This is a genomic window from Methylophilus sp. OH31 (assembly GCF_000576615.1).
Lineage (GTDB): Bacteria > Pseudomonadota > Gammaproteobacteria > Burkholderiales > Methylophilaceae > Methylophilus.
Window position 1 is genome coordinate 1 of sequence record NZ_BAUS01000012.1, and the last position, 12,420, is coordinate 12,420.

Sequence of the window (12,420 nt, forward strand, 5' to 3'; positions counted from 1 at the left end):
ACACCACTGTATTTAGCGGCCTGGCAGTTGAAATCAGAACAGATGCCAACAACGACGGCTTCATCAACAGAAGTGAACTGACCAACAACAAGATTGATGTGCGTGTGACCGTACCGCAAGGTGCGGTAGCTGGAGACACCCTGACCGTGACTGGTTCAGGCAACGTACCACAGACCATCATCCTGACAGCCGCCCAGATTCAAACAGGCTATGTAGATGTCTCATTCAACCCGACCTTGAATGGCACCGACTTTGTATCGACAGCATCGATCAAAGACCCGGCTGGTAACGCCTCAGGTCCGGTACAAGATGAAGCGAAACTGCAACTGGTTGCGCCAGGCGCGCCGATCGTCACGATCGACACAGATACGAACAACGACGGCTACATCAACAAAGCCGAGTTGGGTGCAGACACCACAGCTAAAGTCTCAGTGACCTTGCCAGCGACAGCGATGCCAGGTGACCAGTTACTGGTGAGCGTGAATGGTGGTGCGCCGACAGCGATCGTGCTGACGCAGGCTGACATTACCAAAGGTAGCGTGAGCGTGCCTGGTGTTGCAGTACCTGCCAGCGGCCAGACCCTGACGGTCACAGCACAAGTGAAGGATGTGGCTGGTAACCTGGGTGAGACAGGTTCTGACTCAGCGAAAGTAGATACTACTGCGCCAACTAAACCAACCATTGATAATATCTATGATGACTTTGGTACAGTAAAAGGCAATGTTGCTAGTGGTGGTGTCGCTGATGATGCAACACCAACCTTAACAGGTAAGGCCGAAGCTGGTAGCACGGTGACTATTTATGATGGCGCTACAAAAGTTGGTACTACTGTTGCGGATAGTAATGGTAAATGGACATTCACGCCTGCAACGGATATTGCCAAAGGCCTACATAATTACACTGTTACAGCCACAGATAATGCAGGTAACGTTAGCGACTCAAGTAACCTTTATGCATACACATTGAATCAGTCACCAGTCTTTGTGACCGTGGATGCATCTGCCTCAGTGTCTGAGGATGGCTTGCCACATGGTTTGCTAGACTCTGGCCCTTCTAATGTGATCGCTACCGGTTCCATGGGTATTTCTGATCCTGATGGCGATTTGAAGAGCGTGACTCTGACAGAGCCAACAGCGACCTACACCTCTGGTGGTACAACCATCACCTGGTCAGGCAATAACACAGGTACTTTGATTGGTTCTGCCAATGGTAAAGAAGTGATTCGTGTCACGATCGACAGCAAAGGTGACTATGCGGTGCAGTTGTCAGGCCCGATTGATCATCCAGTGGCTGGTCAGGAAGATACTTTGGCAATCAAGTTCGGTGTGAACGCCAACGATGCTGACACGACGACTAAAGGCTCTATCACTGTTAATGTTTCAGATGATGCGCCAACAGCGACTAACCAAACCGTGACGGCTACCAACTCTGCCAATACCAACCTCATGATTACGCTAGATATTTCTGGCAGTATGACGACCACTGATGGTGTGAATAATCAGACCCGTTTGGCCAGTGCTATTCAGTCAATTAAGAACTTGCTGGATAAATATGACGACATGGGTGACGTGAAAGTCTCACTGGTTGTATTTGCAGGCTTGGATCAAACCAAACAATTGGGTAATGGCTGGTTGACCGTTGCACAAGCCAAGGCTTACCTGAATAATCTGTCAGCGGATGGTAATACCAACTATGACTCTGCGTTGAACACGGCCATGAATGCGTTTGGTACATCCGGTAAGCTGGATAATGCACAAAACGTGTCCTATTTCTTCACTGATGGCCAACCTAACCGTGGTGTCGGTGGTGATAGTAGCTTGACTGGTCAAGAGAATAGCAATAATGGAGACAGAGGTATCCAGCAAGCAGAAGAGGCGACATGGATTAACTTCCTGAATAACAACCATATCAAGTCTTACTCGATTGGTATCGGTTCCGGCGTCACTTCAAACACTGAGTTGAATCCGATTGCTTATGATGGCCAAACGGGTACGAATACAGATGGTGTACGTGTGACATCGTTTAACCAGTTAGACTCTGTCCTGAATGAGACTGTGAGCAGCCCAATTACCGGTAGCTTGACCTCAGGTGGTGGCTTTGGTGCAGATGGTGGTTATGTGAAATCGATTGCGGTTGACGGTTCTACTTATACCTTCAACTCATCAACCGGTGCCATTACCGTGACGGGTACCAATAACAGTACGTATGATGCTACCAGCCATAAACTGGTGATCACGACTGCACAAGGCACTTTGCTGGTTGATATGGATGATGGTTCATTCTCATTCACACCGAAAAACACCAGCGTTGCTGGCACCAGCTCGTTTAATTACACATTAAGCGACAATGATGGCGATACCAGTTCTGCAACGCTGACTGTGAATGTGGCTAAGCAGATAACCTCTATCCCACAAGTGGCGCCAGAAGTCAGCAATGGTATGGGGGCCGCTGGCTTGTTGACCTTGCCAGGTTTGTTAAATGTAGACTTGCTCAACTTCTCAAGCCGTCAGGCATTCACTGCAAGTGATGTGAATAACAACATCAGCTCTGTGACGATTGCCTATAACACCTTTATTGGTGTGACATTAGGCACGGCCTATCTGACTTATTCACAAGCCGTTGCGAATGAGTTGGGCCTGAATGTGAGCTACACGCAAAGCAGTGGTTTCCTCGGCTTGATCGGTGCTAATGGCAAAATGGTGATCACTGCTGCTGATGGTGGCACAGTGGATAACCTTGCGCTCAATGAGTTCTTGTCAACGGTTAAAACCAATGAGCAGGCCGTTGATTTGAGCTTGTTCCAGAACTTCAAAATCACTGCAGTGGACAGCACTGGCTTGCAGGACAGCGAATCAGCCTCTAACCTGATCAATATTGATTTGTTGAACAGCAACAAGGGTACGCCAATTATTGGCGGCGATAGCGCTGACAATACAGTGAATGGTACGTCTGGCAATGACATTATCTACGGCTATGCCGGTAACGATACCTTGAATGGTGGCGCTGGTAATGACATCCTGCGCGGTGGTGCTGGCAACGATAAGCTGAATGGCGGTGATGGCAACGACATCCTGATCGGTGGTAAAGGTAACGATACCCTGACTGGTGGCGCTGGCGTAGACGTGTTCAAGTGGGATCGCGGTGATGATGCTCTTGTCAATGGCAGTGTCGCACGTGACACGATCAATAGTTTCGACAAGAGCTCTGTCAGCCAGGGCGGCGATATCCTGGATGTGCGTGACTTGCTGCAAGGCGAGAATGCTGGCAACCTGGTGAACTACCTGCACTTTGAAAAATCCGGCAGCGATACAATTATCCATATCAGCTCTAATGGTGGTTTCGCAACGGATGCACACAATGTGTCTGGCAGCTTCAGCAGCGGTAATACGACCCAGCAGATTGTGCTGAGTGGTGTGGACCTGACCACAGGTCAGACCTCTGATGCAGCGATTATCTCTAACTTGTTGTCACAGCAAAAACTGATTACTGATTAATTATCAGTGTCTGTCAAAAAAGCGACCTTCGGGTCGCTTTTTTATTTTCTATTGATCATGAGACGGTCCCCATTCTCTATGGACCAATTTACTTGCATATTGCAATAAGAGGCACAAAAACATTTGTTAACATATTTATGTTTCTTTTATTAATATTGGTAAAATAAGTTAACTAATGTTTTATTTGGTTTTCTTGTATGCATCTAGCAGGTTTTGTTTTAAGCGTTCAGAAGTGGATTTATCGCGTACGCATCCTCCAGATTATTCTCGGTTTTTTGCTACTACTTGCCAGCGGTTCTGTCGATGCCATGTACTCCTTTCCGGCTGTTTCAGGTGCGCCTATGCCACCAGGCTGTGTTGGTAGCGCGGGGACGTATACCTGTACGGGCTACACCAATATTCAAGACCACGTACAATTTCTCGATACCGGCAATGTCAGCATTACCGTTAATGGCTCACTGAATATCGGCATCTATAGCATAGGCAGTGCTACACAAAATGCAAATGTCAGCTTTCTGGTGAATGGTTTGGTCACCGTTAACGCCGCCACGGTGCATGCGACCATCAACTCTGGCATTTATTCCATGACACTCACCGGCGCGCCTTATATCCGCGGTAACCTGTTGACGTCAACAGGTAGCATCACGGCGCGTGGCACGATACAAGGCGATGTCTCTGCGAGCAGTTACGGTGCAATCAGTCTATTACAAAATACAGTGATTAATGGCCATGTAGCGGCGAGAACGGGGCTGGTCACGTTATACGACAGTGCCATGATTCATGGCAGCCTCAGTACGACCTCTGGTACGGTAACACTTTACGGATTTAACATTGTCGACTCATGGGTCAACTGTGACAGCTGCAATCTTTATTTATACGGTCAAAATAACACCATTGGTGGTGATATACGCGTGGCGAATGTATATGCGAGTTCAGCACAAAATAGCCATTATAATGGCGCCATACAGGCAGTTTCTGGTTATATTGCACTCGGGACTGGCTCGATCGTGTACGGGGATATCACTGCTTTATCCAGCGGATTTACCACCAGTAACGTGGCAGTTTATCAAAGTGTTATCAATGGAACGGTGAACGTCAGTTCCGAGGCGAGTGCCAGTGTCAATCTGTTTAACGGCTCTATCATTCATGGCCGTGTGCAGGTCACCAATAGCGGGATGGCAGCATATGCTAATAATAACGTTTATCTGGATAGCAATTCAGTCATCAACAATTCGGTGTCCGTGACTGGCGTTATTATCAATAACGGCAGGATTAACGGCTGTGCCAGGACGAGTTCGAGTTATCCGGCAGCTATCCAACTGCAATGGGGCTCTAATACCGCGGGAATATGCTGTGCCAGTTCAGGTAGCTGCTCACAAACATCTTGTGTCATCAACCCTTTTGGCTATCCGACAAACAGATGCTCAACACCGGCCAATAAATTCAATTGTATTGATCCTTCAGTCAGCAACCCGAACGCGGCTAATGGTCACTTATTCACCCAGATTGCGAATAGTGCGTTTAATGTCGATGTGGTCGCGCTTGCCGCTGATAATAGCGTCAATACTGATTATGTCGCGACAGGGCAGGGTAATCAAACTGTAGAAGTGAGGCTGATTGACTGCGGTGATCCTGCTGTATTGATCAATCAAAGCTGTGGCGGCACGACAACCAACCTTTCAACGCAGAGTCTCACTTTCAGCAATAGTGATGCTGGCCGTAAGCGACTCTCTAACACAATTAGCAATGCTTATAAAAATGTACGTTGCACAGTGACTGACACCAATGCTACTCAGCAGACTTCGCTGTCGACAGATAATTTTGCAGTGCGGCCTGCAAATTTTAGCAGTGTGAGTTCAAGCAATGCCAATGCAGATGTTGCTACTGGTATCAGTACTAGCAATACGCCTATCATTAAAGCGGGCAGTGGCCGATTTAACATGACCGCCAGCACCGGTTTATCTAACTATAACGGCACGGCCAAAATAGATCCCAGCAAACTCATAGCACATACGGGCGCTGTACATACCGGTGCAGTCTCTGGGACGTTTAGCCAAGACAGCTATGGCAACAGCACCGGTACAAGCTTTAGCTATGATGAAGTCGGCTATTTTAGATTTAGTGCGCTGGGTATTTACGATGACACGTTTACCCTGGTGGATGCCAGTGTTGGCGATTGTGTGGCAGGGTTTACTGCCAGCAATAACAAACAGGCCTGTGCCTTTGGCTATGCGCCGAGCACTAATGTATATATGGGGCGCTTTGTGCCCGACCATTTTGCGATTAGCCCGCAATCAGTCACCCCCGCATGCAGCAACCAGTTTTCATATTTTGGCCAGGATGGATTGTTGACACGATTCCAGATTAAAGCGCTAAATTCCAGCGGAGTGACTACCCAGAACTATACGGGTGTTTATGGTGGCTTTGCCCGACTGAATCTCAACAGTTATGCTGCCTATCATTTTAATCTTTCTCCTCACACGTTTACTTTAATCCCCAAGGTCAATGGATCCGCAGGCGTATGGAGTCAAGGTCAGGCAACGATTCAAGTTGCCCACCAGGTGAGCAGACCCGGTAATCGCACACCTGTGACTAATATCAGCGTGGAGGCACAGCCGGTGGATGATGATGGCGTCACCATATCCAGTGCGGTGGCTGTCTCTGCGAGCAGCAGTCCATTTCGTTATGGGCGGTTATATTTATCTCCTGCGCATGGTTCTGAGTTGTTGCCACTGCCTTTACAACTGGAGGCGCAGTATTGGAGTGATAGTGTTGTTGCTTATGTCAGAAGTGTGGGCGATAGCTGTACAACGGTTCCGTTATCAAGTGTTGTCATGAAAAACTACCATGGTCAGTTAAATGCCTGTGAAACACATTTGGCCGGTAACGCTACAATGGTGAATGGCTTGTTAGGTCTTAGATTAACAGCACCAGGGGTGAGCGGTGGCCAGCCTAATACAGGCAGTGTCGACGTAGAGGTGAATCTCGGTGTGGCCTCAAACAATGATAAAACCTGTGTCAGTCAGGCAGAAACGCCGGCTATTGATGGTGTGATGCCCTGGTTTGGTGTCGATCCTGAGGCGCGGGCGACGTTCGGCATCTATAAGTCACCGATCGTTTATATGCGGGAAAGCTTTTAACGGTAAAACGGACTGCCTATTTTTGTGTCAGCAGTCCGTGCTTTCGGCTGTGGTTAAACCATCAGCATATCGACAAACTGGTTGACTGAAGTGGCTTCCAGTTTGGCCTGGTCCTGACACAAAGCCAGAATTTCGGCTTGTCTGGCTGGATCAAAACGGCGCGCCAGGTTGATTTGGAATTTCTTCACCAGCTCCGGGATGCCCTCGCCACGGCGACGGCGGTGGCCAATTGGGTACTCCACGACGATATTGCTGGATTGTGAACCATCTTTAAAGAAAATCTGGATGGCGTTGGCAATTGAGCGTTTTTCCGGGTCGAGGTAGTCTCGTGTGTACTCTGCTTTTTCGACACAGTGCATTTTATCGCGCAAGGCATCAATGCGTGGGTCGGCTGCTGCGGCATCTTCGTAGTCTAGCGCCGTCAAACTGCCTTTGAGCAAGCCTACGGCAGCCATATACTGAATACAGTGATCGCGGTCGGCCGGGTTATTCATGGGGCCGGTTTTATCAATAATGCGAATCGCCGACTCATGGGTGGTGATGACGATTTTCTCAATATTGGCGATATCTTCCAGCGTTTGCAGGCGATTGCCGAATTCTTTGTTCAGCTGGAATGCAGATTCCACCGCCGTTTGTGCATGGAACTCGGCCGGGAAAGAGATTTTGAACAATACCTGCTCCATGACATAGCTACCGTATGGGCGCTGGAATTTGAAGGCATTGCCTTTAAACAGGACATCGTAGAAGCCCCAGGTTTTGGCCGTGAGTGCGCTTGGGTAACCCATTTCGCCTTGCAGCGTCATCCAGGCCAGGCGCACCGCACGTGAGGTGGCATCGCCAGCCGCCCAGGACTTACGTGAGCCTGTATTCGGGCTATGACGGTAGGTACGCAAACTTTGGCCATCAACAAAGGCGTTAGACACGGCATTAATAATGTCTTGCTTGTTACCACCCAATAGTTTGGTCACCACGGCGGTTGAGGCGATTTTAACCAGGATCACGTGGTCCAGGCCCACACGGTTAAAACTGTTTTCCAGTGCCAGCACGCCTTGAATTTCATGCGCCTTAATCATGGCGGTCAGTACGTCTTTCATCGTCAGTGCCGGCTTGCCTTCGGCGACGTTTTTACGCGACATATAGTCGGCAGATGCCAGAATGCCGCCCAGGTTGTCAGAAGGGTGACCCCATTCTGCCGCCAGCCAGGTATCGTTAAAATCCAGCCAGCGGATCATGGCACCGATGTTGAAGGCCGCCAGGATAGGGTCCAGCTGATAAGAGGTGCCTGGCACTTTGGCGCCGTTCGGCACCACTGTCCCGGCAATGACTGGCCCCAGCATTTTGGTACAGGCGGGGTAATCCAGGGCTTCGAAGCCACAGCCCAAGGTATCCATCAGGCAATTACGGGCGGTGTCAAAGGCCTCAGCCGAGCTGATTTCAAAATCTGCCACGTAATTGGCAATATCAACAATCACCTGATCTGGGTCAGGGCGAACGTTGGAAATATGGGCGGACATAATGTGTTTCTTTCAAATAAAAGATTAAGCCACAGAGGACACAGAGAGCACAGAGCTGGTCGAGAAAAGGATTTTCTCTGTGCTCTCTGTGTCCTTTGTGGCAAAAATTAACGTTTTTCCAAAGGTACAAACGGTCTGTTATCCGGGCCGTTGTACTCTGCATTCGGGCGAATAATCTTGTTGTCTATACGTTGCTCAATGGCATGAGCTACCCAGCCGGTGGTACGTGAAATCACAAAAATAGGCGTGAACATGCCGGTTGGAATGCCCATCATGTGATAGCTGGAGGCGCTGTACCAATCCAGGTTGGGGAACATTTTTTTCTCGCGCCACATGGTTTCTTCAATGCGCGCAGAGATATCAAATAATGTCATATTGCCTGCATCTTCGCAGAGTGATTTGCTGACAGCTTTAATCGACTCATTGCGAGGGTCGGCGATGGTATAGACCGGATGGCCAAAGCCAATAATGATTTCCTTGCGTGCCATACGTTCCATGATGTCGGCCTCGGCTTCATCAGGCGTTTTGTAGCGCTCGATAATTTCCATCGCCGCTTCGTTAGCACCCCCATGTTTCGGGCCGCGCAGAGCACCAATGGCCCCCGTGATGCAGGAGTACAAGTCAGACAGGGTGCCGGCAATCACGCGTGAGGTAAAAGTCGATGCGTTAAACTCATGCTCGGCATACAGCACCAGTGAGGTATTCATGGCCTTGATATGCAACTCAGACGGTTTTTTGCCATGCAGGATATGCAGGAAGTGGGCGGCGATGGAGTCGTCATCGGTTTCTACTTCAATACGCACGCCGCGGTGGCTAAAGTGATACCAGTAAATGAGGATGGAGCCAAAACAGGCAATCAGGCGGTCACCCAAAGCCTGTGCACCTGCCGTGTTGCGGTCAACGGCTTCTGGCTCTAATGTACCCAACATAGAGCAACCCGTGCGCATCACATCCATAGGGTGCGCATTGGCAGGAATCTGTTCCAGTACGGCTTTAAGTGCACTGGGCAGGCCGCGTAGCTTTTTGAGCTTTTGGTGATAAGCGGTGAGTTGTGGTTGGGTGGGCAACTCACCGTGGATCAGCAAATAAGCGACTTCTTCGAATGTGGCATGTTTAGCCAGCTCGATGATATCGTAACCACGGTAATGCAAGTCATTACCGCTATGGCCCACGGTGCAAATGGCCGTGGTGCCCGCAGCCACGCCCGCCAGCGCGACGCCTTTTTTGCGTTTTGGGGCTTCGGTGGCTGCAATAGTTGGATCAGTGGTGGTGTTCATAACTAACCTCCTTGTTTCTGGTCGCGTGTGTTGATTATTTATACAGCGCGTCTAATTTTTGTTCAAAAGCGTGATAACCCAGGTGCTCATACAAGTCGGCACGCGTTTGCATCAGGTCCAGTACATTTTTTTGTGTGCCATCCTGGCGCACGCCTTGATACACTTTAAGCGCGGCCTGGTTCATGGCGCGGAAAGCTGATAAGGGGTATAGCACCATGCCTACGCCAGCAGTGGCAAGTTCGCTTACGCTAAACAACGGTGTAGAACCAAATTCGGTGATGTTTGCCAGTACCGGCACTTTAACTGCATCGACAAACTGCTGGTACATATTCAGGTCTGTCATCGCTTCCGGAAAAATCATGTCGGCGCCAGCTTCCACGCAGGCACAGGCGCGATCTATGGCGGATTGCAAGCCTTCCACGGCCAGCGCATCTGTCCGCGCCATAACGACAAAGTCATCATCAGGTTTGGCGTCGACTGCTGCTTTGACGCGGTCTACCATTTCGTCCAGGCTGACAATCGCCTTGTTGGGGCGGTGGCCACAACGTTTGGCACTGACCTGGTCTTCAATATGCACGGCCGCTGCACCCGCTTTGGCGACACTTTTAATCGTGCGCGCAATGTTGAAGGCGCCGCCAAAACCGGTATCAATATCGACTAGTAGTGGTGTATCCACGGCATCGGTAATCCGGCGCACATCGACCAATACATCTTCGAGGCCAGAAATACCGAGGTCAGGCAAGCCTAAAGAACCTGCCGCTACGCCGCCACCGGACAAGTAAATGGCTTTAAACCCGGATTGTGTGGCCAGCATGGCGTGATAGGCATTGATGGCACCGATAATCTGTAATGGTTTTTCTGCGGCCAGTGCTGCGCGGAAACGACCGCCTGGCGTATTGAATTGCGTCATGTTGGTTTCCTGTTGATCAGCGATTAAAAGAAAGCGTGTTCAGCATCTTCCGGCATGGCAACACCGGTTTGCTTGGCTTTTTGCAGCACTTCCCAGAAATAACGATAGGTGGCACGGTCATGCAACTCGCCCGCATACTGAATCGGGCCCCAATCGGCTGCTTGCGCTGCCAGCAGGATATTGGCGGCGTCTGTCACCTCGTCAAAATTAGGTTTCATGGCGTCGACAATGGCCTGAATCTGCGTCGGATAGATGCTCCACATACGCATAAAGCCGAATTCGTTGCGTGCGCGATATGCATCACTGTAGGTGACCTCTACATTTTTCAGGTCCAGCGTGACGTTGTGTGCAGGCACCACGCCATTAGCCAGCGCGGCAGAGACGACTTCAGTCTTGGCGCGTGCCAGCAACCGGTGGTCAAACTGGCCGGGGCTGCGCATGGCTGCGGCGGGGATAGCGCCGTGGTGGGCGCTGACAAAGTCCATGAGGCCGAAATCCAGCACCTGTAACCAGGGCAGTTGTGCAATCTCATGCACTTGTCTGAGTGCGCCATGCGTTTCAATCAGGATGTGTACCGGAATCTCACGGCGAATGCCGTGTTGCTTCGCGACTTGCTGAATATAGGTGATCATTTCATGGGCTTGGGCGATATCGGTACATTTAGGAATCGTGATATAGCTCAGCACTTCACCCGCGCCGCCGACCAGAATGTCGATATCCTTTTTCCAGTGCGGGTGCGTGTAGTCATGAATACGTGCCCCGGCCATTTTGTATTTATTGGCTTCGGAATTCAGTATGCGGACGATCATTTCTGCATGTGCTTGTTCCTGGCCGCTGGCGGCGCCATCTTCGCAATCACAGGTAATATCAAATACCGGGCCTGCAGCGTTAGGCGTGGCCGGGTCTTGGAGTGACAAGGCTTTCAGGATCAACTTTTCGCTACCGGCAAAATGTTCACAAGCCGGAATCACCGGAAACGGCTTTTCACCGCCAAAAAGTGCCTGATTTGGATGAACAGCCATGTTTAGTTTCCTTTGCGTGGAATAAGAACGGTATAGTCGAGATCAAGCACCACGTGCGGGTGATAGCCCTGCGTGGTTTTGATGTTTTCCAGGGTAGCTGGCGGCATATTTTTGACGCCGACCATGCGTAAGCGCAATGCGCCTAACTCAGGATGGGGCAGGGCCCATTTATCCAATACCTTGGTCAGGCAATAAATGGTGTCACCCGAATAACTTGGATTGGCATGGGTGCCACCGTTAATCGCCAGGATCGCAATGGCGTTTTCCAGGCCTTCATAACTGAGGGCACGACAGGCCGAAATCACTACGCCGCCGTATACGAGGCACTGGCCCTGCGGTGTGCTTTTCATCAGGTGTGCATCAAAGTGCAGGCGCGCATTGTTCTGATATAGGTGCGTGGCCATGGTATGGTCACTCTCATTGATGGTCAGGCCAGAAGGGTGGCGCATGCATTCACCCACTTCGTAATCGTCCCACCAGTATTGACCAGCTGTGGCTGTGCCCAGGCTGTTATTTAGCTTGAAGTGGGCTGGCACGGCTAATGATTCAGGGCTGACAAATTCCGGCAGCTCAGGAATGACAGTGTCCGGCGCGGGCGCCTCCTGGTTTTTCTTGTGCACCATCACCCAGCGTACCCAGCTGAGTACTGGTTGCTGATGCTGGTTGATCGTGGTTGAGCGCACCCAGACCACACCATTTTTGCCGCTGGAATTCTGTTTAAGGCCGATGACTTCACTGGCGGTTGTCAGCGTGTCGCCCACGTATACGGGCTGGATGAAGCGTACATCTGCGTAGCCGAGATTGGCGACGGCATTGACTGAGATATCTGGGACGGTCTTGCCAAAAGCAATATGAAACGCCAGCAGGTCATCAATTGGCATCTGCGGGTAACCCAGCGACAGTGCCAGCGGCGTGCTGCAATGTAAGGGGTTACGTGCGCCCGTTAGCGCAATATACAGCGCCGTGTCACCTGTCGTGATGGTGCGTGGCGTGGCGTGCTGGATAGTTTCACCCAGTACAAAATGTTCGAAAAAACGTCCGGTGTTGATTTTTGTGCTCATTT

7 protein-coding genes are annotated in these 12,420 nt (G+C 50.4%); 2 read left to right on the forward strand and 5 right to left on the reverse strand.

The window, feature by feature from the left end; all coding sequences use genetic code 11:
• Positions 1-3,494: Ig-like domain-containing protein (locus OH31_RS12890; RefSeq protein WP_024931047.1), on the forward strand; the 3,494-nt coding region annotated here is incomplete at its 5' end.
• A gap of 197 nt (positions 3,495-3,691) precedes the next feature.
• Positions 3,692-6,634, forward strand: coding sequence for a DUF6701 domain-containing protein (locus OH31_RS12895; protein WP_242402291.1), 2,943 nt, complete (start codon positions 3,692-3,694; stop codon positions 6,632-6,634).
• A 53-nt stretch (positions 6,635-6,687) separates the two neighbouring features.
• Here OH31_RS12895 and OH31_RS12900 read toward each other — a convergent pair whose 3' ends face one another.
• From OH31_RS12900 to OH31_RS12920, 5 genes are all read right to left on the reverse strand, one after another.
• A complete protein-coding gene (locus tag OH31_RS12900) occupies positions 6,688-8,148 on the reverse strand; it encodes a bifunctional 2-methylcitrate dehydratase/aconitate hydratase (protein ID WP_024931049.1) in 1,461 nt (486 codons plus the stop codon).
• 107 nt (positions 8,149-8,255) lie between these two features.
• A complete protein-coding gene (gene prpC, locus OH31_RS12905; RefSeq protein WP_024931050.1) occupies positions 8,256-9,425 on the reverse strand; it encodes a 2-methylcitrate synthase in 1,170 nt (389 codons plus the stop codon).
• A gap of 34 nt (positions 9,426-9,459) precedes the next feature.
• Positions 9,460-10,335, reverse strand: coding sequence for a methylisocitrate lyase (gene prpB / locus OH31_RS12910; protein ID WP_024931051.1), 876 nt, complete (start codon positions 10,333-10,335; stop codon positions 9,460-9,462).
• Positions 10,336-10,358: 23 nt separating this feature from the next.
• On the reverse strand, positions 10,359-11,357 hold the full coding sequence (locus OH31_RS12915) for a CoA ester lyase (protein WP_024931052.1): 999 nt from the start codon (positions 11,355-11,357) through the stop codon (positions 10,359-10,361).
• A 2-nt stretch (positions 11,358-11,359) separates the two neighbouring features.
• Positions 11,360-12,418, reverse strand: a complete 1,059-nt coding sequence (locus OH31_RS12920) for a MaoC family dehydratase (protein WP_024931053.1) — start codon at positions 12,416-12,418, stop codon at positions 11,360-11,362.
• Between the last annotated feature and the right edge of the window lie 2 nt (positions 12,419-12,420).

Bases quoted from the DNA above. Each gene is read 5' to 3' on its own strand.
- OH31_RS12895 (WP_242402291.1), top strand. From the start codon at position 3,692: ATGCATCTAGCAGGTTTTGTTTTAAGCGTTCAGAAGTGGATTTATCGC.
- OH31_RS12900 (WP_024931049.1), bottom strand. From the start codon at position 8,148: ATGTCCGCCCATATTTCCAACGTTCGCCCTGACCCAGATCAGGTGATT.
- prpC (WP_024931050.1), bottom strand. From the start codon at position 9,425: ATGAACACCACCACTGATCCAACTATTGCAGCCACCGAAGCCCCAAAA.
- prpB (WP_024931051.1), bottom strand. From the start codon at position 10,335: ATGACGCAATTCAATACGCCAGGCGGTCGTTTCCGCGCAGCACTGGCC.
- OH31_RS12915 (WP_024931052.1), bottom strand. From the start codon at position 11,357: ATGGCTGTTCATCCAAATCAGGCACTTTTTGGCGGTGAAAAGCCGTTT.
- OH31_RS12920 (WP_024931053.1), bottom strand. From the start codon at position 12,418: ATGAGCACAAAAATCAACACCGGACGTTTTTTCGAACATTTTGTACTG.